This is a genomic window from Rubrivivax sp. A210 (assembly GCF_904426505.1).
GTDB lineage: Bacteria > Pseudomonadota > Gammaproteobacteria > Burkholderiales > Burkholderiaceae_C > Rubrivivax.
Genome location: NZ_CAJGBN010000012.1, coordinates 537,338 through 559,900 on the forward strand (window position 1 = coordinate 537,338; position 22,563 = coordinate 559,900).

The following is a 22,563-nucleotide window of genomic DNA, read 5'->3' on the forward strand; positions in this document are numbered from 1 at the left end:
ATACGGCCTGGGCCGCCACGCGACACCGCTCGTCGACCCTGAGCGCGCTTCGTCGGCCGTGATGCACCACACGTCGCAAGCCGCTCGTGCAACGCGGCGCGGCTTTCTAAATTACGGCCATCGACACCCGCCCACCGCCCCAGGAGCCCACCATGAACACCGCCCCTCGCACCCCCGCCGCCCGCCGCCTGGCCTCCTTCGCGCTGGCCGCCCTGCTGACGTTGTCGACGCTGGCCGGCATCGATGTGCTGGCCAGCGTCGAGGCAGCGGCGCCGCAGATGGCTCAGGGCAAGCAAGCCACGGCCTGAGCGCCAGGCAGGCCGCCGGGCCCCGGCCGCCACAACCCGTCTCCCTCCTGAGTCTCGTCCGCGAGACACTTCGCGCCCCGGCGATCCCGGGGCGCTTTTTTGTCCTTCGCCGAATCAGGCCGCCCCCGCGAGCGGCAGTTCCAGCGTTGCCACCGTCCCGGCACCGGGCTGGCTGGCCAGGCTGACCTCGCCACCCAGCATGTGGGCGAGCTGGCGCGTGATCACCAGGCCCAGGCCGCTGCCGGGCAGGCCGGAGTTCTCCTGGCCCAGGCGCTCGAAGGGGTGGAAGAGGCGCTGCAGCTGCGCCGCCGTCATGCCGCGGCCGTTGTCCTCGACGGCAATGCGCACGCGATCACCGTCCCGCTCGACGCGCACGACGACGCGGGCGCCGCGACCAGCGTACTTGACGGCGTTGGAGGCCAGGTTGAGCAGGATCTGGCGCAGGCAGCGCGCGTCGGTCTGCAGCGTCAGAGTCGCCGGCGCCTCGACCAGCAGGCTCACGCCGGCCTCGAGCGCAGCCGGCGCCAACAATTCGGCACAGGCCGCGAGGTGCCGGCCCAGGTCCAGCGGCGCCAGCTGCGGCCGCAGGCTGCCCTGCTCCAGTCGCTGCAGCTCGAGCAGGTCGTCCACCAGCGCCAGCATGTGGCGCCCGGCCTGCACGATGTAGCCGATGTGCTCGAGCGCGTGCGTGCCCGCCAGCGTGCCGTCGTGCTGCAGCAGTTCGCCGAAGCCGAGCACCGCGTTCAGCGGCGTGCGCAGCTCGTGGCTGACGCGCGACATGAAGCCGGCCTGGCGCCGGCCCGCCTCTTCGGCCACGGCCTGGGCCTGGCGCGCGGCCTCGATCTCGCGCACCTGGGTCACGTCGACCACCGTGCCGACGTGCCCGCTCACGGTGCCGTCGGCGCGCCGTATGGGGCTGGAACGCACCGCCACGCGGCGCACCTGGTCGGCGGCAAGGATGCGGAACTCCTGCTCGAAGGTGGCCGTGGCCGCGGCGGCGGCCAGCCACTGCTGCTGCACCGTCTGGCGGTCTTCGGGGTGGAGTTGGGCGACCCAGCCCGCGCCCAGGCTTTGCTCCAGCGTAAGGCCGTAGATGCGCTGCCATTCAGGGTTGGCGTAGCTGCAGGCGCCGTCGGCATCGGTCATGAAGATGCCCAGCGGCGCGGCCTCGGCCATGTCCTGGAAGCGGCGCCCGAGCTGGACGTTCTCGGTCACGTCGCGCACCAGCATCATCGTGCGGCCACCGTCCAGCGCGACATAGCGCGCCTCGAAGGCACGCACCTGCCCGTCCCTGACCTTCAGCTCGTAGTGGTGGCTTTGCGGCTGGCCGCTGCGGTGGGCGAGCGCGATCTTGCCGGCGATCAGCCGCGCCAGATCGGGCTCCAGCGCATCGATCAGGCGGCGACCCAGTTTCTCAGGCCAGGGCGCCGAGAGCGCCGGGTGCCCGGGGTCGCTGACCTCGGCATAGCGGCCCTCGTCGTCGATGACCAGCCAGAGATCGGGGATGGCGGCCAGCAACGCCTCGTGGCGCTGGCGCGAAAGCTCGGTGTCGGCGGCGAGCTGGGCCTTGGCGCCCGCATCGACCACCACCACCAGGCGCGCCAGCCGGCCCTTGAACAGCACCTGCATGCCGCGCACGTCGGCGTGCAGCAGGCGGCCGTCGCGGGCGCGCTCGCGCCAGACGCGCGGCTGCGGCGGCAGGCGGCCTGCAGCAACATCGGCGAGCAAGGCGTGCAGGGCCGGCACTTCCTCGGGCAGCAGCAGTTCGGGGCGGCTCAGCGCCAGCAGTTCGGCCCGGCCGCAGCCATAGCGCTGCAGCGCCGCCGCATTGGCCGCCAGCAGCCGCAGGCTGCCCCATTCATAGACCAGGTGGGGCAGCGGGTGCTCTTCGAGCAGCGGCCCCCAGGCCAGGGGAACCGGCGGCGCGGCGGCGGCAGCGGCGGGGGCAGCGGCCAGCGGCTTGTGTTGATCGGCGTCCGTCATGGACTGCAGCATGCCATTGCCCGGACGCCCCTTCAGCCCCAGCGCAAATGCGCGGCCAGGAAGGCCAGGGTGCGCCCATGGGCCAGCGCCGCGCTGGGCGCGTGGTAGCTGGCACGCGCCCAGCAATTGAAGCCGTGTTGGGCCCCGGCGTAGCGGTGGAACTCGGCCGGCTTGCCGGTGAAGGCGGCGCGCACGGCATCCACGGCCGCGGGCGGGATGTGATCGTCCAGCCCGGCGTGGTGAAACTGCAGCGGGCAGGCGATGGCGGCGGCGCGGTCCAGCTGACCCTGGATGCCACCACCGTAATAGGCCACGGCGGCGTCCACGCCGCCACCGGCCGCGGTGAGGTAGGCCAGCCGCCCGCCCATGCAGTAGCCGAGGCTGGCCATGCCGCCGGCCACCTCGGGCCGAGCTCGCAGCGCGGCCACGGCGGCGGCGATGTCGGCGGTTGTCTCAGCCGCGCCGTGTGCCTGCATCAAGGCCAGCGCACGCTCGCGGTCGGCGCCGACATAGCCGAGGTCGACACGCGGCTGCTGGCGCCAGAAGACATCGGGAGCCAGCACGACGAAGCCATCGAGCGCGTACTGCGCGGCGACAGCGCGGATGTGCGCATTGACGCCGAATATCTCCTGCCACAGCAGCAGCCCCGGCCCGCGGCCGGCCGGCGGCAGGGCCAGCCAGCCATCGAAGCCGGTGGCGATGGCGGCCCATTGCGGGGCTGTATTCATGTCGGCTCCTGACGGGTGCTGCGGGGAATCAATAGGTGCGGCCCTTGCGGTACTGCGCATGCTGGCGGCGCGCCAGCGGCGCGGCCTGGGCCAGCGCCGCCATGCTGGCGCCGGCATGGGCGTGCGTGATGGCCAGGCCCAGCGCGTCGGCCGCATCCTTGCCCGGCAGGCCGGGCAGCGTGAGCAGGCGCTTGACCATCTCCTGCACCTGGGTCTTGGCGGCCAGGCCGTGGCCGACCACCGCCTTCTTCATCTGCAGCGCCGTGTACTCGGCCACCGGCAGGTCGGCGCTGACCAGGGCTGCCAGCGCCGCGCCGCGCGCCTGGCCCAGCAGCAGCGTGCTCTGCGGATTGACGTTGACGAAGACGATCTCGACGCAGGCGCAATCGGGGCCGTAGCGCTGCACGACCTCGCGCACGCCTTCGAAGATGAGCTTCAGCCGCAGTGGCAGGTCGCCACGCGGCGCCTCCAGCGTGCTGATGGTGCCGCTGGCGAGGTAGGCCAGGCGCGCGCCCTCCGCTTCGATCAAGCCGAAGCCGGTGCGTTGCAGGCCGGGGTCGATGCCGAGGATCTTCATCCCGGCGGCCGGGCCTGGAAATACCAGCGCACCGAGTGGAAGAACACCGGCGCCGCGAAGCACAGGGCGGCAACGCGGTCGAGCAGACCCACGGCGCCGGTGACCGAGCTGTGGTTGCCCCAGAAGCGCACGCCGGCGTCCTTCTTGAGCGCCTTCATCACGAACTCGCCCAAGGTGCCGGCGCCGGCGGCAATGAAGCCCATCGCCAGCGCCTGGGCGATCTTGAAGGGCGTGATCCAGAACAGGGCCGCACCCACCAGGCCGGCAGCCAGCGCGCCGGCGGACCAGGCGCGCCAGGAGAACTGGCGATCGATGTGACGCGCCACCGGGCGCCGTCGCAGCCAGCTGCCGGCCGCCGCCTGCACCAGCTGCGCCACCGAGGCGACGACGACGAGGAAAAAGACGAGGAAGGCGCCGCGCCCCTCGTAGCCCTTGAACTGCAGCAGCAGCAGCGCCGGCGCATGGCTGAGGCCGTAGACGCAGACCATCAGCCCCCACTGGATCTTGGCGTTGCGCTCCAGAAAGCGCTGCGGATCACCCGCCAGCGCGCTGACCATGGGCAGGGCCATGAAGACATAGACCGGCACAAAGACCGTGAAGAGGTCGAAGGCGCGCGTACCGACCAGCAGGTATTGCAGCGGCAGCACGGCGAAAAACACCAGGATCAGGCTGCGGTGGTCGCCGCGTCGCGTCTGCACCAGGGTGATGTATTCGCGCAGTGCCAGGAAGGAGACGATGCCGAAGCACAGCGTTGCGCCCACCGGCCCGGCGGCCCAGGCCAGCCAGAACAGCGCCGCGCCCAGCCACAGCACGCGCAGCTCGCGCTTCAGGTGATGCACGCGCGTGGCGTGCTTCTCGTCGTCGCCCCAGCGCAGCGAGAGCACCACCACCACCGCGGTGGCCAGCATCAGCGCGCCGAAGAGCAGCACGAAGAGCAGCGCCACCTGCTGGTCGACCGACAGCGACTTGAGCCGGCTCATGCCGTGGCCGGCCGCAGCGCGATGACGGCGGCGCGGGCACGCACCAGGAAATCGCGCTTGTCCTCGCCCGGCTGCGGCGCCAGCGGCGCACCGAAGGTCACGGTGCAGAGTATGGGCACCGGCACCACCTCGCCCTTGGGCATCACGCGCTGCACGTTGTCGATCCAGGCCGGAATCAGCTGCACGCCCGGAAACTGCTCAGCCAGGTGGTAGAGGCCGCTCTTGAAGGCCTGGGGCTCGCCACGGTGGCTGCGCGTGCCCTCGGGAAAGAGCACCAGCGAATCGCCGCGGCGCAGCGCTTCGGCCAGCGGCTCGAGCGGATCCTGTTCCTCGCCGCCTTCACCGGCATCTCCTGCCCTGGCGCGGGCACGCTCGACATAGACGGCGTTGAACACTGCCGTCGTCAGCCACTGCTTGAAGGGCGTGGCGGTCCAGTAGTCGCGCGCCGCGATGGGGCGCGTGCGCACGCGCAGCTCGCGCGGCAGCGCGGCCCAGATCAGCACCCAGTCGAGGTGGCTCTGGTGGTTGGCGAAGTAGATGCGCTGCTCGGCCATGGGTGGCGCACCCTTCCAATGGCCCTGCGCCCCGGTGACGAGCCGTGCGATGAAGGCCAGCACCAGGCCCATGAGGTCGGCAAGCGACATGGGCGGGATGCTAGCCCAGGCCGGCGCTGCCGCCGGCGCCTGGCCACTCAGTGCCGGAAGTGGCGCGCGCCGGTGAAGACCATCGCGATGCCGCGCTCGTCGGCGGCGGCGATGACTTCCTCGTCGCGCATGCTGCCGCCGGGCTGGATGACGCAGCGCGCGCCTTCGTCGATGACCACGTCGAGGCCGTCGCGGAAGGGGAAGAAGGCGTCGCTGGCGACCGCCGAGCCTTCGAGCGAGAGCCCGGCATTGCCGGCCTTGATGCGCGCGATGCGGGCGCTGTCGACGCGGCTCATCTGGCCCGCGCCCACACCCAGCGTCATGCCGCGGCCGCAGAAGACGATGGCATTGCTCTTCACGAACTTGGCCACCTTCCAGGCGAACAGCAGGTCTTCGAGCTGGGCCGCGCTGGGCGCCAACTTGGTCACCACACGCAGTTCGGCGGCGGCCACGTTCTTCGCGTCGGGCGTCTGCAGCAGCATGCCGCCGCCCACGCGCTTGAAGTCCAACGCATTGGCGCCGCTGCCCAGGGCCACCTCGAGCACGCGCACGTTCTGCTTGGCGGCGAAGATGGCGCGCGCCTCGGGGCTGATGGCGGGCGCGATCAGCACCTCGACGAACTGCTTGTTGTCGCCGATCTGGCGCGCCGTGGCCTCGTCCAGCGGGCGGTTGAAGGCCAGGATGCCGCCGAAGGCCGAGGTCGGGTCGGTCTGCCAGGCCTTGCCGTAAGCCTCGGCCAGTGTGGCGCCCACGGCTACGCCGCAGGGGTTGGCGTGCTTGACGATGACGCAGGCCGGCACGTCGAAGGTCTTGACGCATTCCCAGGCGGCGTCGGCATCGGCGATGTTGTTGTAGCTCAGCTCCTTGCCCTGCAGCTGGGTCCAGCCGGCCAGCAGGCCGGCGGCCGGCCGGCCCTCGCGGTAGAAGGCGGCAGCCTGGTGCGGGTTCTCGCCGTAGCGCATGTCCTGGGTCTTGGCCAGTTGCAGCGTGTAGGTGGCCGGGAAGGCGGCACGCGGCGGCACCGCATCGCCCTGCTCCTCGGCGCCCGGCTGCACCGCGCCGAGGTAGTTGCTGATCATGCCGTCGTAGGCTGCGGTATGGGCATAGACCTTGGCCGCGAGGCGAAAGCGCGTGGCGCGCGCCACCGCGCCGGCGCGCAACTCGGCCAGCACGCCGGCGTAGTCGGCGGGGTCGATCAGCACTGTCACGCCGGCCCAATTCTTGGCCGCGGCGCGCAGCATGGCCGGGCCGCCGATGTCGATGTTCTCGATCGCGTCGTCGAGCGTGCAGTCGGCACGCGCCGTGGCCTGGGCGAACGGGTAGAGATTGACGACCAGCAGGTCGATGGTCTCGATGCCGTGCTGCTGCAGCGCGGCCATGTGCTCGGGCAGGTCGCGCCGCGCCAGCAGGCCGCCGTGGATGGTCGGGTGCAGGGTCTTGACGCGGCCGTCCAGCATCTCGGGGAAGCCGGTGTGCTCGGCCACCTCGGTGACGGCCAGGCCCGCCTCGGCGAGCAGGCGGGCGGTGCCGCCGGTGGACAGCAGCTTGACGCCGAGGGCGGCAAGCTCGCGGGCGAGGTCGACGATGCCGGTCTTGTCGGAAACGGAGAGGAGCGCGGTGGTCATTCGGTGAGCTTGTGATCCAGCAGCTTGCGCCGCAGGGTGTTGCGGTTGATGCCCAGCCATGCGGCGGCCTTGCTCTGGTTGCCCTCGGCCTGGCGCAGCACGACTTCGAGCAGGGGGCGCTCGGCGGCGGCGATGAAGATCTCGTGCAGCGCCACGGGTTGGGCGCCGTGCAAGTCCTTGAAATACTGCTCCACGCTGGCGCGCACGCAGTCGTCGATGGCAAGGCGGCTCATGCGGCCAGGCCTTCGGGCAACCGGCCCGCTTCGTTGACGGGCGGCAGCGGCAGCAGCGGGTAGCGGTCGGCCAGGGCCTCGAAGTAGGCGGTGAGCGCGCGCAGTTGTTCGTCGCCGCCCTCGATGCTGTTCATGCGGGCGCGGAATTCGGCGCCGCCGGGCAGGCTGTGTACGGCCCAGGCGATGTGCTTGCGCGCACTGCGCACGCCGCTGCGCTCGCCATAGAGGGCGTGGTGGTCAAGCAGGTGCTGGGTGAGCCAGCCCTGCACCTCGCGCGTGGCCGGCGGCGGGCGCAGGCTGCCGTGTTCCAGAAAGTGCGCGATGTCGCCGAAGAGCCAGGGCCGGCCCTGGGCCGCGCGGCCCACCATGATGGCGTCGGCCCCGGTGCGGGCGAGCACGTCGCGCGCCTGCTGGGGCGTGGCGATGTCGCCATTGGCCACCACCGGGATGCGCAGCGCCGCCTTCACCGCGGCCACCGTGTCGTGCTCGGCCTGGCCGCCATAGCCCTGGTCGCGCGTGCGGCCGTGTACCGCCACCATGGCCACGCCGGCCGCTTCGGCCGCACGCGAGATCGACAGCGCATTGCGCTCGCTGACGCTCCAGCCGCTGCGCATCTTCAGCGTCACCGGCACGCCGCGCGGCGTGCAGGCGGCAACCACGGCCTCGACGATGGCAAGCGCCAGCTTCTCGTCCTGCATCAGCGCCGAGCCGGCCCACTTGGCGCACACCTTCTTGGCTGGGCAGCCCATGTTGATGTCGATGATCTGGGCACCGCGGTCGATGTTGTAGCGCGCGGCATCGGCCATCTCGGCGGCGTCGACGCCGGCAATCTGCACCGCGATGGGGCCGGGCTCGCCCGTGTGGTCGGTGCGGCGCGAGGTCTTGAGGCTGTCCCACAGCTCACGGCGGCTGGTCACCATCTCGCTCACCGCATGGCCGGCACCAAGGCGGCGGCAAAGGATGCGGAAGGGGCGGTCGGTGACGCCGGCCATGGGCGCCACGAACAGCCGGTTCGGCAGGCTGAAGGAGCCGATGCGCATGGAAGGAAGGCGGTACTGCTTAAAAATGAGGCAAGAGTATAGCCGCCGGCCCGCGGCTGTCCTGACCGCGGCCTGACCGCCATCCGGCCGTGGCCTGGCCCGCAGACGGCCACGGCCGCCTGCCCATAATGGGCCGCACATGGACGCTTGGCTGCACACGTTGCTCACCGCGCTGGCCCTGCCGCAATACGGGCTGGCCACCGTCTTCGTGGTCGCCGTGGTCTCGGCCACGCTGCTGCCGGCGGGCTCGGAGTTCGCGGTCATCGGCCTCGTCAAGCTCAACCCCGAGCTCTTCTGGCCGGCGATGGCCGTGGCCACCGTCGGCAACACGCTGGGCGGCGCCATCAGCTGGTGGATGGGCTATGGCGCCGAGGCGCTGTACGAGCGCATGAAGCATCGCCAGCTGCAGCTGCGCGCGCTGGAATGGCTGCGCCAGTTCGGGCCCCGCGCCTGCCTGCTGGCCTGGCTGCCCATCGTGGGCGACCCCCTGTGCGCCATCGCCGGCTGGCTGCGCCTGCCCTTTTGGCCCTGCATCGCCTACATGGCGGTGGGCAAGTTCCTGCGCTACCTGATCATGACGGCCGCCCTGCTGTGGTTGTTTCCGGGCCCGTTTTCGCCTTGATCAGGTGCAGGCCAGAATGTCCGTCTGGCCGCGCCGCCGCGGCCGCCGAAAGGGAGAACCATGAAAGCCACGCCGGCCTACGACGAGCTGTCCAGCACCTGGAAGCGCATGCACCACCTGGGACACCTGCAGTCCATTGCCGGTTGGGACCAGGCCGCCAACATGCCGCCCAAGGGCAATGAGGCGCGCGCCGCCGCGATGGCCGAGATGGCTTCGCTGCTGCACCGCATGGGCACCGACCCGCGCCTGCGCGACTCTCTCGCGCGTGCCGAGCAGGAGCCGCTGGACGAGATGCAGCGCGCCAACCTGCGTGAGATGGGCCGCCAGTGGCGCGCCGCCACCGCCCTGCCCGAGACCCTGGTGCAGCGGCGCCAGCTCGCCACCTCGCGCTGCGAACACGCCTGGCGCCGCCAGCGCCCGGCCAATGACTGGGCCGGCTTCCTGCCCCAGCTCCGCGAGGTGCTGGCAGTGGCCCGCGAAGAGGCCACCCTGCTGTCGCAGCAGGCCGGCATCGGCCCCTACGACGCCATGGTCGACCGCTACGAGCCGGGCATGCGCTGCAGCCAGATCGACACCGTCTTCGGTGAAGTCAGGCAGTGGCTGCCGGGGCTGATCCGCCAGGTGATGGAGCTCCAGTCGCGCGAGCCCGTGGTGGCGCCGGTGGGGCCGTTTGCACTGGCGGCGCAGAAGGCGCTGTGCGAGCAGGTGATGCGCATGCTGGGCTTCGATTTCGAGGCTGGGCGGCTGGACGTGAGCACGCACCCCTTCTGCGGCGGCGTGCCCGAGGACGTGCGCATGACGACGCGCTTTCGCGACGACGATTTCCTCGGCAGCCTGATGGGCACGGTGCACGAGACCGGCCACGGGCGCTACGAACAGAACCTGCCGCGGCCGTGGCTGGGCCAGCCGGTGGCCGACGCACGCAGCATGGCGCTGCACGAGAGCCAAAGCCTGAGCTTCGAAATGCAGTTGGGCAGCCATCCGGGCTTCGTCAACCGCATCGCGCCCCTGGTGGCGCAGGCCTTCGGCCGCCAGCCGGCCTTCGAGCCGCAGAACCTGCACCGGCTGATGACGCGCGTGAAGCCGGGATTCATCCGAGTGGAGGCCGATGAAGTGACCTACGCGGCGCACATCATCCTGCGCTACGAGATCGAGCGCCCGCTCATCGAAGGCGCCATCGAAGCCGACGACATCCCGGCGCTGTGGGACGCAAAGATGATGGAGCTGCTGGGCGTGGACACGCGCGGCAACTTCAAGGACGGGCCTATGCAGGACGTGCACTGGCCCGAGGCGCTGTTCGGCTACTTCCCCTGCTATTCACTGGGTGCGATGTACGCGGCGCAGTGGTTCGCGGCGATGCGGCGTGCCATGCCCGACCTCGACGCCCGCATCGGCAGCGGCGACCTGGCCTCGGTCTTCGACTGGCTGCGCGAAAACATCTGGAACCAGGCCAGCCGCTGGACCACCGACGAACTGGTGCGCCGCGCCAGCGGCGAGACGCTCAACCCGGCCCACTTCCGCGCCCACCTGGAGGCGCGCTACCTGCAGGGCTGAGGCTGCGGCTTCAGGCGTCGCGGCGGCGCGGCGCCTCGCCCCGCTCGGCAGCCTCGAACTCGCTGTGGCTGGCCTCGGACACCATGAGCCGGCTGTCGCTGACGAAGGTCGAGACGAAGGGCTGGGGCAGCTCATGGCTGTCCATCAGGTCGAGCAGGCGGCCGAGCAGGTCCACCAGCGGTGGGTCTTCGGCCGGCATGGGCAGGCTGGAGAGCTGGGTGCAGATGCGCTCCAGCGCCTTGGATGGAAGGCTGTCCAGGCCGCGCACGCCGCGCTTGGCAATCAGGCTCTCGAGCGCCGCCACATGCACCAGCACCTGGCGCGAGCCGGCCACCTGGTCCAGCAGCGCCTTGAGCGAATTGCGCATCAGGCGGCTGCGCACGCGGTCGGCGTCTGAGACGACGTAGGCCTGACCGCGGGCCGGCGCGTGCGGCGCCATCGGTGCGGGCTGCGCGGCTGGCGGAACGAGATTCTGAGCGACCATGGCTGCCCCGACGAGATTCCTTCGTCCACGCCTTATCGACAGCGCGCGGCCCCGCTTGAGGCCGATTGCGGGACTTAAACCACGCCGCGGGCAGCAAGCAGGCGATCGAGGTCGCTCAGCACTTCGTCCAGCCTTCGCAGCGTGTACCCGGCCCGGGTGCCGCGCGGCTTGTGGCCGCGTCCGCGCGGCAGCAGGCGGCGCGCGGGGTCGTCGAGCGCCGCTTCATCGAGCGCGAGCCCCAGGCGGGCCAGCCGCGAGCGCAGCTCGCCGCGGCGCGAGCGCAGATCGGCGCGCGTCTGCTGGTAGGCGTGCTCGGCCATCGCGCGCCGGCCGGCATAGCCGAAGGTGTTGGCCAGGAACATCTCGGGGTCGCGGTGGTCGGGCTCGAAGAGCAGGATGTCGGTACCCGGGTGGCTGGCCTCGTAGCCCTTGAGGCCGATTTCCAGGCGCGAATGGATGAGCGAGCGGAAAGTCTGGCTCAGCACCACCGGCAGCCCGCCCTGCACCAGCTGCGGGATGGCGCCGCCCAGCACACGGTGGCGGCCCGCGCCGGGGCGGCCGGCGTCGAAGGGCACGAGCGGGTTCAGGCACAGCAGCAGATCGAGCCCGAGGTCGAGCAGCACGCGCGCATGCAGGGTCTTCTTGAGCGCGCCGTCGACATACCAGCGGCCGTTGATGGCCACCGGCGGAAACAGCCCCGGCAGCGCGGCGCTGGCCGCCACCGCCTGCGAAACCGGCACCGCGTCCCAGCCCGGCAAGCCGAAGGGCGCGGCGGCGCCGCTGTCCAGATCGGTGGCAACGATGACCAGCGGGCGGCGCAGCTTCCGGAAATCGTCGCTGCGCCCGGGCCGGCTCAGCAGCGCCTGCAAGCGCGCCTGCAGCGGCGCATTGCTGAACAGGCCCGTGGGCAGGGCTCGCCCCAGGCGCTCGAGCAGGGCCAGCAGCGACTGGCGCTGGAAGGCGTACTCGAGCCCGGCATGGGCCAGCAGGCGCGGCAGGCTGGCCAGGCGGCCGGCGATCTCGCCCCAGGCCGGGCTGACGAAGAGGCCGGGCTGGATGATGTCTTCGGGCGGGCCCTCGTTCTGGATGAACGAGGCGCAGAGCTGACGCGGCGTCATGCCATTGGCCAGGCCGGCGGCCACGAAGCCCCCGGCCGAGACGCCGACGCAACCGTCGAGGGCGTTGAAATCCACGCCCGGCAGCGCCTCTTCGAGCGCGCACAAGGCGCCGATCTCGTAGACCGCGCCCAGCGGCCCGCCGCCGGCCAGGGCCAGGCCGACGCGGGGCCGCGGGTGCTTGGAGGGGCGTGGATTGCTGGGTGGGCTCATGCGCGTACCGGCCATGCGATGAAGGGCGCTTGCGCGCCCTCCGTACTGGTCAGAGGCGCCGCAGCGCCCCAAGGATCAGGAAGCTCAGGCGGCCTCGGCGGCGGGCGCGGCCGCGGTCTTGCGCGCACGCTTGGCCGGAGCCTTGGGCGCCGGGGCGGCCTCGGCTTGCACCACAGGGGCCGCCTTGGGCGCACGCTTGACGGCGGCCTTGGGCGCAGCAGCCGGCGCTGCCTTGGACAGCTTGGCCACCGCGGCGGCGAGCGCGTCGACGCGCTGGCTCAGCGCCTCCACATCCTTGGCGGTGGGCACGCCGAGCTTGCCCATGGCCTTGGCGGTGCGCGCCTCGAAGATGGATTCGAGCTTGTCCCAGTTCTGGCCGGCCTTGGCGCTCACGGTGTCGGCCATCGCCGTCATGCGGCCGGTGACCTCGCTGATCTTCTCTTCGGCGATGCCCTGGGTCTTCTTCTGCAGCGTCATGCCTTCCTTGACCAGAGCCTCGAAGACCTTGCTGCCTTCTTCCTGCGCCTTGGCGAAAGCGCCCATGCCGGCAAGCCAGATCTGCTGCGCCGAATCCTTGACCGAACTGGCGAGCTGGCTGTCGAGCAGGCCGGCGGCGGCTGACTTGCCAGTTGCCTTGGCGGTGGACTGGGTGGACTTGGTGGCGGCGCTCTTGATCTTCTTGACCATGGTGGGTTCCTTGCAACGAGAGTGGATCGGGTGGCGGAGCCGCCCTGCGGCGCCCCGTCCATGCCGCAACTGTAGGAGCCGGCCCTGGAGGGCGCAGCCTAAAAAGCTAGTGAGCCGGCTCTACGGCCGGAAACCCGCTCTCGGGGTTAGCGCGCAAGGGGCCGACGCGGTGCATGGCTAAGAATCGGCGTTTGCGCCGCCGCTGGCAGGCCCCACGAGAGGAGAACCCCATGCAATATTTCGTCACTGGCGCCACCGGCTTCATCGGCAAGCGCCTGGTCAAGGCCCTGCTGGCCCGCCGCGGCGCCACCGTGCAATTCCTGGTGCGCCCGGGCAGCGAGTCCAAGCTCGATGACCTGTACGCCTTCTGGGGCCTGGCCACCAAGGCGGCGCGCGCACGCGCCCTGCCCGTCACCGGCGACCTGACGGCTGCCAAACTCGGCGTCGCCGCCGAGACGATCAAGGCGCTCAAGGGCAGGATCGACGCCGTCTACCACCTGGCCGCCGTCTACGACCTCGGCGCCGACGCCGACAGCCAGGTGCAGGTCAATGTCGATGGCACGCGCAACCTGGTCGAGTTCGCCCAGGCCGTGGCCGCCGGCCACCTGCACCACGTCAGCAGCATCGCCGCCGCCGGGCTTTACGAGGGCGTGTTCCGCGAAGACATGTTCGACGAGGCCGAGGGCCTGGAGCACCCGTACTTCATGACCAAGCACGAGAGCGAGAAGATCGTGCGCCGCGAGTGCAAGCTGCCCTGGACGGTCTACCGCCCGGCCCTGGTGGTGGGCGACAGCCAGACCGGCGAGATGGACAAGGTCGACGGACCCTACTACTTCTTCAAGCTGATCCAGCGCATGCGCCAGATCCTGCCGCCGTGGCTGCCCAGCGTGGGCATCGAGGGCGGGCGCATCAACATCGTGCCGGTGGATTTCGTTGTCGCCTGCATCGACCACATCAGCCACGCCAAGGAAGCGCAGGCGGGCAAGTGCTACCACCTCGTCGATCCCAAGGGCTACCGCGTGGGCGACGTGCTGGACATCTTCAGCAAGGCGGCCCACGCACCCAAGATGAACCTCTTCGTCAACGCGGCCCTGCTGGGCTTCGTGCCCAAGAGCGTCAAGAAGGGCCTGATGGCGCTGTCGCCGGTGCGGCGCATCCGTGCCGCGGTGATGAAGGACCTGGGCCTGCCCGACGACATGTTCACCTTCATCAACTTTCCCACCCGCTACGACCGGCGCGAATTGGACAAGGCGCTGGCCGGCAGCGGCATCGAGTGCCCCGACCTGCACGGCTACGCCTGGGTGCTGTGGGACTACTGGGAGCGCCACCTCGACCCCGATCTCTTCATCGACCGCAGCCTCAAGGGCACGGTGGGCGGCAAGGTGGTGCTGGTCACCGGCGGCAGCTCGGGCATAGGCCTGGCCGCCGCGCACAAGTTCGCCGAGGCCGGCGCCACCACGGTGATCTGCGGGCGCGACCAGGACAAGCTGGATGAAGCCTGCGCCGAAGCGCGCGCCAAGGGCTATGCCTTCGTGGCCTATGCCGCCGACATCGCCGACATGGCCGACTGCGACCGCTTCATCAAGCTCTTGATCGAGAACCACGGCGGCGTCGACTTCCTCATCAACAACGCCGGCCGCAGCATCCGCCGCGCCATCGAGAGCAGCTACGACCGCTTCCACGACTACGAGCGCACGATGCAGCTCAACTACTTCGGCTGCCTGCGCGTCACCATGGGCCTGCTGCCGGGCATGGCGGCGCGCCGCAAGGGCCACGTCGTCAACATCAGCAGCATCGGCGTGCTCACCAATGCGCCCCGCTTTTCTGCCTACGTCGCCAGCAAGGCGGCGCTGGACGCCTGGACGCGCTGCGCCAGCAGCGAGTTCGCCGATGTCGGCGTGACCTTCACCACCATCAACATGCCGCTGGTGCGCACGCCGATGATTGCGCCGACCAAGATCTACAACAACGTGCCGACGCTGAGCCCCGAAGAAGCCGCCGACATGATCGCCCAGGCCTGCATTGCCAAGCCGGTGCGCATCGCCACCCGCCTGGGCATCACCGGCCAGCTGCTGCACGCGCTGATGCCGCGCGTGGCGCAGATCGGCATGAACACCAGCTTCCGCATGTTCCCCGATTCATCGGCGGCCAAGGGCGACAGCAAGACTGCCAAGCCCCAGCTCAGCCCCGAGGCGATGGCGATGCAGCAGCTGATGAGCGGCATCCACTTTTGAACGACCCGTTCAGGGCGCGATCTGGAGCACCAGCTTGCCGAAGTTCGCGCCCGTGAAAAGCTTGTTGAGCGTGTCCGGGAAGGCCGCCACACCGCCCTCGACCAGGTCTTCGCGGCTCTTCATGCGGCCGTCCCCCAGGTAGCCGGCCAGCTCGGCCACGGCCTGCGGGTAGCGCTCGGTGTAGTCGAAGACCACCATGCCTTCCATGCGTGCCCGGTTCACCAGCAGGCTGAGGTAGTTCTTCGGCCCCTGCACCGCCGTCGTGTTGTTGTACTGGCTGATGGCGCCGCAGATGACGATGCGGGCGCGGCGGCGGATGCGGGCCAGCACGTCGTCGAGGATGTCGCCGCCGACGTTGTCGAAATAGAGGTCCACGCCCTCGGGGCACAGCTGCTTGAGGCCGTCCTTGACGCTGCCGACCTTGTAGTCGATGCAGGCATCGAAGCCCAGCTCGCGCACCACCCATTCGCACTTGGCGGCGCCACCGGCGATGCCGACGACGCGACAGCCCTTGATGCGCGCCAGCTGTCCCACCGTCTGGCCCACGGCGCCGGCGGCGCCCGACACCACCACGGTCTCGCCGGCCTTGGGCTGGCCCACGTCCATCAGCCCGAAATAGGCCGTCATGCCCGGCATGCCCAGCACATTGAGCCACTGCGTGGCGCGGCCCAGGCCGAGGTCGATCTTCGCCAGGCCGCTGCGCGCCAGTTGCCCGGCGGCGATGGACCAGTACTCCTGCACGCCGGGGTAGCCGCCCACCGCGTCGCCCACCGCAAAGCCGGGGTGGCCTGACGCAATCACCACCCCGACGCCGCCGGCGCGCATCACCTCGCCAATGCCCACCGGCGGGATGTAGCTCTTGCCCTCGTTCATCCAGCCGCGCATCGCCGGGTCCAGCGAGAGCGCGCCCACCTTGACGAGCACGCCGCCGGCCTCGGGCACGGCCACCGGCTCCTGCGTGAACTGCCAGTCGGCCGCGGTGGGCAGGCCCACGGGCCGCGCGGCCAGGCGCACCTGGTGGTTGACGAGCGAGGACAGGGTTTCGGTCATGGCGGGCTCCTCGGCACGGCTGGGGGGATGGCGATGCTAGACCCGGCACGGCCGCCTCGGTGTCGCCCGGGTGACGACTTCGGCCAGGACATGATCAAGGCGCCACCAGCACCTGCAATGCCAGCCTCATGCCGACTTCGTAAACGCTGTCGACGGCAGCGCGTTCGCCGCCAGGCAAGGCTTCGCCAACCGGCGGCAGCGGCAGCCCCGCGGCGCGCGCCAGCGCCTCGGGGTCGACCAGGCGGTCGCGGCCATCGCCGCCGGGCACGGCCAGGCCGGCCAGGCGGCCCTGGGCGTCGAAGACCGGGCCGCCGCGCGGGCCGGGCGGCAGATCGATGCCAAGCAGTCGATCCCCGGCGGCGGCCAGCGGCCGGCCCAGAAAGCCTAGCCGCAACCGCGGCCAGGCGGCCGTGCCATCGGCGGCCGCCGAGTACTCCACCGTGTAGGCCGGGCTGCCGGCAAAGGGCGGGCGCGGTGGCGTGGGCAGCGTGGGCAGCGCCGGCAGCGGCGCGGCCAGGTGCAGCAGCGCCAGGGCGGGGGTGTCGGGCAGTGGCGACACCGTGGCAGCGACGGTGGCGCCCAGGGCATTGCGCAGCCAGACGCGACCGGTGCCGGACGGGCCGGCCCGGACGCCCGCCAGCGTCGCCGCCGGCACCAGCGCCAGGCGGCCGTCGCCCATCAGCAGTGCCGTGCCGGCAACGCGTGCGCCGGCCGGCAGATCGTCGGCGGGCGCGGCATAGGGCGCGGCGCGCAGCGGCGGCGCCATCAGCACGCCCTCGGGCAGGGCCTGCGGACCGTCGAGCAGGGCCTTGGCGGCCAGCAGCGCACCATCCTCGGGCCAGCGCTCCAGCGCATCGCGCAGAAAGCGCCGGGCCACCACGCCCTGGCCGCCGATTTCCAGCAGCCAGACATACAGTGCGGTGCCGCCCGGCACCTGACGGTGGGCGCCGGCCGTGTGCGAGACGAAAGTGAGGGCGCGGCGGTAGTCGCCGGCCTGCATGTAGCTGCGCACCAGGCCCAGTTCGATGTCGGCCGAGTGCACCATGGCCGCGGCACGGTCGAAGGCGGCCTGGGCGCCCTCGACATCGGCCGCCGCCAGGCGTTCCTCACCCAGTTGGGCCAGGCGCTGGCGCTCGGCCAGGTCGCGTGCGATGTTGGTGCCGGCACCGGCGGTGAGCCGGCGCTGGGCCTCCAGGCTCCAGGCGGGCACCTGGGCCGCGGCAGGAGCAGCCAGGAAAAGGGCCGCCGCCCCGCTGAGCAGGGCGGCGGCCAAGCGCCCCAGGCGCCGCAAGCGCATCACCGATGCAGGATTCGCCGCTGCGTTCAGCGTCAGTTGCGGATGCGCGGCTTGGCCAGGAAGGCGCTGGCCGGGTCGTAGGCCGCGGCCGGCGCCTTGAAGGCGGCCAGGTAGGCCACCAGGGCGTCGATGTCCTGGGCGCCGCCGAGCTGGTTGAGGCCGGCGACCAGGGTCGTGAAGCCGTCACCGCCGGTGGCCATGAAGTTGTTCACCGTGACGCGGTAGGTGCGTGTCGGGTTCTGCACCACGCCGGCGATGACCAGGTTATCGGTCGGGCCGGTGACGGTGGGCAGGGCCGGGTTGCTCACCAGGTCGGTGGGCGTGAACGAGACATCGGTGATGCGCGTGTCGCAGCTGCCGGCCGGGTTCCAGCGGTAGCTGAAGCCGTTGCTGATCTGCATGATGCGGTTGGCGGTCTGGCCGCGGCAGCCCGAGAACTGCTGCTCCAGCACATTTTTGATCTGTTGCGCCGTCAGCGTCATCGTCACCAGGCTGTTGCCGAAGGGCTGGGTGGTGAAGGCGTCGCCGTAGGTCAGGTCATAGGGGTAGACCGCGGCGGCCGGCTTGACGAAGCCGGGGTTGCGCACGCCGCCGGCGTTCATGAAGGCGATCTGCGCCCCGCCCACGGCGGCCGGCTGGGTGGCCTGCAGCTGGGCATCGGCGATGAGGTCGCCGGCCTCCATCTCGCCGGATGCGTTGGCGGCATCGCTCATGCCGGTGGTGATGGTGGCGATGACGGCATTGGCCAGCGGCGACACCGCGGTCTTGTAGGCGGCCACGACATTGCGCACCGAGGGGTCGGCGGCGATGGCGGCGTTGATGGCCGGGTTGCTGCGGTCCACCAGGCGGTTGACCGGGCTCACCGAGACGATGTCGCGGGTGCTGGTTTCCAGCACCAGGTCGACCTCGGTCAGCACGCGGCCGAAGGCGCTGGCGCTGGTCACCGGGATCAGGCGGCCAGCGCGGTTGGGCATGCCGGTGGGGCGCGCGGTGGTCACGGCATTGGCCAGCGTCGTGCCGCGCACGTCCACGGTGTTGGCCGAGCAGTTGTAGGCGGCGTGGGTGTGGCCGCTGATCACGAGGTCGACCGCGTTGTCGAGCTGGCGCACGATGGCGCGGATGTCGGAATCGCTGCCGTCGACGTTCTTGATGTCGCCGGTGCAGCCGTTGATGTCCGAGGTGATGGGCTGGCCGGCCACGCCGGCCAGCGTGTTCTGGAAGCCGCCCTGATGCACCAGCACGACGATGGATTCGATGCCCTGGGCGCGCAGCCTGGGCACGAGGGCGTTGACCGTCGCGGCCTCGTCGGCAAAGCTCAGGCCGGCCACGCCGGTGGGGGTGACGATGCCGGGCGTGCCCCTGAGCGTCATGCCGATGAAGGCCACGCGCACGCCGCCGAAGCTCTTGACGCCGTAGGCCGGCAGCAGCGGCCGGCCGGTGGCCGTCTCGATGACGTTGGCCGCCAGCCACTTGAAACGCGCGCCGTCGAAGCTGCCCGTGGCGGCCGAGCCGAAGCCCTTGCAGCTGTTCGGGTCGGCCGGGATCTTGCAGCCGCCGTTCTGCAGCCGGCGCAGCTCGTCCTTGCCCTTGTCGAATTCGTGGTTGCCGACGGCGACGAAATCGACGCCGATCTTGTTGAGCGTCTCGACCGAGGGCTCGTCGAAGAAGAGGGCCGAGATCAGCGGCGTGGCGCCGATGAAGTCGCCGGCGCCGACGACCACGGTGTTGGGGTTGCCCGCCTTCATGGCGGCCACATAGGCGGCCAGGACCTCGGCGCCGCCCACGGCCGGACGGCTGGCCGTGGGCACCAGGGTGTTGACGCCGAAGCTGCCCGGGCTCTCGAGATTGCCGTGGTAGTCGTTGAAACCGATGATCTTGACATTGACGGGGGCAGCCTGAGCGGCCAGGGCGACGCCGAGCGTGCAGCCGACGAGCGCGCGCACGACGGCGCGGGCGATGGCATTCATCTTGAACATGGATACTCCTGTCGGATGGGTTCTGGGGCGCGTCACTTACTGCGTGCGGCGGCGGCGGGCCGCACCGGCCAGGCCAAGACCGGCCAGCAGCAGCGTCACGGTGGCGGGCTCAGGAACCGCCGAGACTTCGAGCTTGAGCGCGCCAACCGTCGAGTTGAGGGGCCCGAAGTCATCCAGCACGCTCTGCACCAGCAGACCGCTGACGCTGTAGGTGCCAGCCTGGAAGGCGTAGATGCCGCGACTGAAGGCGGGCGTGGTCAGCGCGAGGTCGAAATCGGTGCCGGCATCGGGCGCGGCGGCGTAGCCCTGCACCGCGACCGCCGAGGTGTTGCCCAGGCCCACGCCTTTGGCGACGACGCTGAACACATCGCCGGCGAAGCCGGCGTCGACCACCGTCAGCCGGCCCACCGTGCCGGCCGCCACGGTGAAGCTGAAGCTCAGCGCCTCGCCGCTGTTGTCGATCCAGCCCAGGCCGCCGTCGACGGCCAGAAGTTCACCGACGAGGAAATCGTTCCAGTTGCCATTGGCCGCCAGGTTGACGACGGCGGCTTGGGCGCTGGTCAGGCCAGCCAGGGACAGCAGGCCGGCGGCCAGCAGATGACGGTGCTTCATGGGGGAACGTTCCTCGTCGGGGGATGGGCGCCGGCTGGGCGCCGGTCGGATCGGACGACGATTTCACGTTCGGGTGACAGCACCGTGACCCCGGCCGGCCGTGCGGCATCCCAAGGGGCCACGCGGGGCGGGGGCCGGCGCCTTCCGCGCCGGTCGACCCCTCAGGTGCGGGGGGTCGCGAGCGCCGCCCCCGGGCAGCGATGCACTTCCACCGTCACATGGCGCAGCAGCGCCAGCGCATCCAGGCGGCTGCGGTAGTCGGCCGCCGGCAGCGGCCGGTCGGCCACCACCGAGAGCGCGGCACACCAGGCCTGGGCGCCGACCTGCCAGACATGCAGATCGGCGACCTGGGCGTCGCCGTCGGCCTCGATCAACTCGCGCACGCGGCGGGCGATGGCCGGGTCTTCGGTGGCATCCACCAGCGCCGCCGCGGTGGTGGAGAGCATGCGCCAGGCCCACTGGGCGATGACGGCCGCGCCCAGCAGCGCCACCGCCGGGTCCAGCCAGGTCAGGCCGTACCAGGCGCCGCCGGCCAGCGCCGCGATGGCCAGCAGCGAGGTCAGGGCGTCGGCCATCACATGCAGGTAGGCGGCGCTGAAGTTGTGGTCGTGGGCGGCATGGCCGTGGTGGTGGCCGTGGTGGCCGTGGTCATGGTGGCCGTGGTCATGGTGAGCGTGGTCGTGATGGTCGTGATGATCGTCGTGACCCTGGTGACCCTTCTGTGCCGCCTCGCCGCCAGGGCCCGCCTCCGGCGCCGCGCCGCGCGTCAGCAGCCAGACGCTGGCCAGGTTGACCACCAGCCCCAGCACCGCCACGCCCAGCGCGTCGCGGTAGGCCACCGGGTGCGGCGCGCGCAGCGTGGCGATGCCCTCCCAGGCCAGCCACAGCGCCACCGCCAGCAGCACCAGGCCGCTGGTGTAGGCGGCCAGCACCTCGATCTTCCAGCCGCCGAAGGCATAGCCGGCCCTGGCGCCGGCACCGGCACGGCGGCCGGCGGCGCGCTGCGACAGCCGGTAGGCCAGCACCGCGCCGCCCAGGGCCAGCGCGTGGGTGCCCATGTGCCAGCCGTCGGCGGTGAGGGCCAACGAGCCGGTCCACCAGCCCACCACCAGTTCCAGCAGCATGGTCAGCAGCGTCAGCGCGGTGACGGCGGCCAGCGCGCGCTCGCGCCGGCTCTGGCCCTCGTCGCCGAAGCTGTGGCTGTGGGCCAGGGCCTGCAGATCGTGGTGGTGGGAATCCATCGCAGGACTTGTCACGGCGCCTTGACCAGGGCCGTGACGACGTGGCGGCCCTCCAGGCGCTCGGCCGTGAAGCGCACGCGGTCGCCGGCGGCCAGGCCTTCGAGCAGGCTGGGGCTGGCCACCTGGTAGGCCATGGTCATGGGCGGCATGTCCAGGTGTTTGATCTCGCCGTGCTTGAGCGTCACGCGGCCGGCCGCGCGGTCGACGCGCACCACCTCGCCGCGCGTGCTGGCCGCCTGGGCCTGGGCCTCGAACGCCGCCAATGCCGGTAGCGCCAAAGCCAGTGCGCATATCGCCGTGCGCAGGAAGCTGCCTCTGTGCATCACCCACCTCCGCGCCCGCGGGCGCCTTGTCGACCCCCCAGTTTGCCGCAGACCGGCAGCGAAGGCCGTCCCGGGCCGGTGTCGACCGCCTTCCTACAATGCCTCACCCCATCAAAACCAGCCCACCCACCATGAGCGACGAGCACAGCCTGGCCCACATCACGCCGCGCGACCAGGCCGAGATCCTGGCCCAGGCCCTGCCGTACATCCGCAGCTACCACGGCAAGACCCTGGTCATCAAGTACGGCGGCAACGCCATGACCGACCCGGCGCTGCAGCAGGACTTTGCCGAGGACGTGGTGCTGCTCAAGCTGGTGGGCATGAACCCCATCGTCGTACACGGCGGCGGGCCGCAGATCGACGACGCGCTGGCCAAGATCGGCAAGAAGGGCACCTTCATCCAGGGCATGCGCGTCACCGACGAGGAGACGATGGAAGTCGTCGAGTGGGTGCTGGGCGGCGAGGTGCAGCAGGACATCGTCGGCCTCATCAATGCCGCCGGCGGCAAGGCCGTGGGCCTGACCGGCCGCGACGGCGGCATGATCCGGGCGCGCAAGATGAAGATGGCCGACCGGGACGACCCGAGCAAGGAACACGACATCGGCCAGGTCGGCGAGATCACCGCCATCGACCCCAGCGTCGTGAAGGCGCTGCAGGACGACCAGTTCATCCCCGTCATCAGCCCGATAGGCTTCGGCGAGAAGAACGAAAGCTACAACATCAACGCCGACCTCGTGGCCAGCAAGCTGGCCACCGTGCTGAAGGCCGAGAAGCTGGTGATGCTGACCAACATCAAGGGCGTGCTCAACAAGGCCGGCGAGCTGATCACACGGTTGACGCCGCGCGAGATCGACGAACTGGTGGCCGACGGCACCATCAGCGGCGGCATGCTGCCCAAGCTGGCCGGCGCCATCGACGCGGCCAAGAGCGGCGTCAACGCCGTCCATGTGGTGGACGGGCGCGTGCCGCACGCGATGCTGCTGGAAATCCTCACCGACCAGGCCTACGGCACCATGATTCGCTCGCATTGAGCATTC

General features: G+C 70.9%; 22 protein-coding genes. 5 read left to right on the forward strand and 17 right to left on the reverse strand.

Annotated features, from left to right (window positions below):
* The first annotated feature begins 152 nt into the window (after positions 1-152).
* A complete protein-coding gene (locus JMV16_RS11150; RefSeq protein ID WP_201494303.1) occupies positions 153-308 on the forward strand; it encodes a hypothetical protein in 156 nt (51 codons plus the stop codon).
* A 114-nt stretch (positions 309-422) separates the two neighbouring features.
* Here JMV16_RS11150 and JMV16_RS11155 read toward each other — a convergent pair whose 3' ends face one another.
* From JMV16_RS11155 to dusB, 8 genes are read right to left on the reverse strand one after another with little or no spacing between them, the layout of a single operon-like run.
* A complete protein-coding gene (locus JMV16_RS11155) occupies positions 423-2,291 on the reverse strand; it encodes a sensor histidine kinase (protein WP_201494304.1) in 1,869 nt (622 codons plus the stop codon).
* Positions 2,292-2,323: 32 nt separating this feature from the next.
* Positions 2,324-3,019, reverse strand: a complete 696-nt coding sequence (locus JMV16_RS11160; RefSeq protein WP_201494305.1) for a dienelactone hydrolase family protein — start codon at positions 3,017-3,019, stop codon at positions 2,324-2,326.
* A 28-nt stretch (positions 3,020-3,047) separates the two neighbouring features.
* Complete coding sequence (ruvC, locus tag JMV16_RS11165) at positions 3,048-3,596, reverse strand: crossover junction endodeoxyribonuclease RuvC (RefSeq protein WP_201494306.1); 549 nt, start codon at positions 3,594-3,596, stop codon at positions 3,048-3,050.
* Positions 3,593-4,576 carry a phosphatidate cytidylyltransferase gene (locus tag JMV16_RS11170; RefSeq protein ID WP_201494307.1) on the reverse strand — a complete coding sequence of 328 codons (984 nt, stop codon included), beginning with the start codon at positions 4,574-4,576 and terminating at the stop codon, positions 3,593-3,595. The genes ruvC and JMV16_RS11170 overlap by 4 nt, the downstream gene beginning before the upstream one ends.
* A complete protein-coding gene (locus tag JMV16_RS11175) occupies positions 4,573-5,220 on the reverse strand; it encodes a lysophospholipid acyltransferase family protein (RefSeq protein ID WP_201494308.1) in 648 nt (215 codons plus the stop codon). The genes JMV16_RS11170 and JMV16_RS11175 overlap by 4 nt, the downstream gene beginning before the upstream one ends.
* A 47-nt stretch (positions 5,221-5,267) precedes the next feature.
* Positions 5,268-6,845: a bifunctional phosphoribosylaminoimidazolecarboxamide formyltransferase/IMP cyclohydrolase gene (gene purH / locus JMV16_RS11180; protein ID WP_201494309.1), complete on the reverse strand. Its 1,578-nt coding sequence runs from the start codon at positions 6,843-6,845 to the stop codon at positions 5,268-5,270.
* Entirely contained in the window at positions 6,842-7,078 is a 237-nt protein-coding gene (locus tag JMV16_RS11185; protein WP_201494310.1) for a helix-turn-helix domain-containing protein, read from the reverse strand. Before JMV16_RS11185 ends, purH begins: the two co-directional genes overlap by 4 nt.
* Positions 7,075-8,118 (reverse strand): tRNA dihydrouridine synthase DusB, encoded by a 1,044-nt coding sequence (gene dusB, locus JMV16_RS11190; RefSeq protein ID WP_201494311.1) that lies wholly within the window; start codon positions 8,116-8,118, stop codon positions 7,075-7,077. The genes JMV16_RS11185 and dusB overlap by 4 nt, the downstream gene beginning before the upstream one ends.
* A gap of 139 nt (positions 8,119-8,257) precedes the next feature.
* On the opposite strand from dusB, the gene JMV16_RS11195 reads away from it, so the two are divergent.
* On the forward strand, positions 8,258-8,740 hold the full coding sequence (locus JMV16_RS11195) for a YqaA family protein (RefSeq protein WP_201494312.1): 483 nt from the start codon (positions 8,258-8,260) through the stop codon (positions 8,738-8,740).
* 60 nt (positions 8,741-8,800) lie between these two features.
* Entirely contained in the window at positions 8,801-10,294 is a 1,494-nt protein-coding gene (locus JMV16_RS11200) for a carboxypeptidase M32 (RefSeq protein WP_201494313.1), read from the forward strand.
* A 10-nt stretch (positions 10,295-10,304) separates the two neighbouring features.
* Here JMV16_RS11200 and JMV16_RS11205 read toward each other — a convergent pair whose 3' ends face one another.
* The 3 genes from JMV16_RS11205 to JMV16_RS11215 all read right to left on the reverse strand — a co-directional run bounded on the left by JMV16_RS11205 (position 10,305) and on the right by JMV16_RS11215 (position 12,793).
* Entirely contained in the window at positions 10,305-10,733 is a 429-nt protein-coding gene (locus JMV16_RS11205) for a hypothetical protein (protein ID WP_201494314.1), read from the reverse strand.
* Positions 10,734-10,852: 119 nt separating this feature from the next.
* Positions 10,853-12,106 (reverse strand): patatin-like phospholipase family protein, encoded by a 1,254-nt coding sequence (locus JMV16_RS11210; RefSeq protein ID WP_201494315.1) that lies wholly within the window; start codon positions 12,104-12,106, stop codon positions 10,853-10,855.
* Positions 12,107-12,190: 84 nt separating this feature from the next.
* Positions 12,191-12,793, reverse strand: coding sequence for a phasin family protein (locus JMV16_RS11215; RefSeq protein WP_201494316.1), 603 nt, complete (start codon positions 12,791-12,793; stop codon positions 12,191-12,193).
* Positions 12,794-13,023: 230 nt separating this feature from the next.
* On the opposite strand from JMV16_RS11215, the gene JMV16_RS11220 reads away from it, so the two are divergent.
* Positions 13,024-15,027, forward strand: coding sequence for an SDR family oxidoreductase (locus JMV16_RS11220; RefSeq protein ID WP_201494317.1), 2,004 nt, complete (start codon positions 13,024-13,026; stop codon positions 15,025-15,027).
* A gap of 9 nt (positions 15,028-15,036) precedes the next feature.
* Here the strand turns inward: JMV16_RS11220 and JMV16_RS11225 are convergent, their stop codons facing one another.
* The 6 genes from JMV16_RS11225 to JMV16_RS11250 form a co-directional block, all read right to left on the reverse strand.
* Positions 15,037-16,077: an NADP-dependent oxidoreductase gene (locus JMV16_RS11225; RefSeq protein ID WP_201494318.1), complete on the reverse strand. Its 1,041-nt coding sequence runs from the start codon at positions 16,075-16,077 to the stop codon at positions 15,037-15,039.
* Positions 16,078-16,171: 94 nt separating this feature from the next.
* Positions 16,172-17,374, reverse strand: a complete 1,203-nt coding sequence (locus JMV16_RS11230; protein WP_201494319.1) for a hypothetical protein — start codon at positions 17,372-17,374, stop codon at positions 16,172-16,174.
* Positions 17,375-17,406: 32 nt separating this feature from the next.
* Positions 17,407-19,350 carry a bifunctional metallophosphatase/5'-nucleotidase gene (locus JMV16_RS11235; protein WP_236580459.1) on the reverse strand — a complete coding sequence of 648 codons (1,944 nt, stop codon included), beginning with the start codon at positions 19,348-19,350 and terminating at the stop codon, positions 17,407-17,409.
* Positions 19,351-19,386: 36 nt separating this feature from the next.
* Positions 19,387-19,962, reverse strand: a complete 576-nt coding sequence (locus JMV16_RS11240) for a PEP-CTERM sorting domain-containing protein (RefSeq protein WP_201494320.1) — start codon at positions 19,960-19,962, stop codon at positions 19,387-19,389.
* Positions 19,963-20,123: 161 nt separating this feature from the next.
* A complete protein-coding gene (dmeF, locus tag JMV16_RS11245; RefSeq protein ID WP_201494321.1) occupies positions 20,124-21,203 on the reverse strand; it encodes a CDF family Co(II)/Ni(II) efflux transporter DmeF in 1,080 nt (359 codons plus the stop codon).
* A gap of 11 nt (positions 21,204-21,214) precedes the next feature.
* Positions 21,215-21,526, reverse strand: coding sequence for a copper-binding protein (locus tag JMV16_RS11250; RefSeq protein WP_201494322.1), 312 nt, complete (start codon positions 21,524-21,526; stop codon positions 21,215-21,217).
* Positions 21,527-21,657: 131 nt separating this feature from the next.
* On the opposite strand from JMV16_RS11250, the gene argB reads away from it, so the two are divergent.
* Complete coding sequence (gene argB, locus JMV16_RS11255; RefSeq protein ID WP_201494323.1) at positions 21,658-22,557, forward strand: acetylglutamate kinase; 900 nt, start codon at positions 21,658-21,660, stop codon at positions 22,555-22,557.
* The last annotated feature ends 6 nt before the right edge of the window (positions 22,558-22,563 follow it).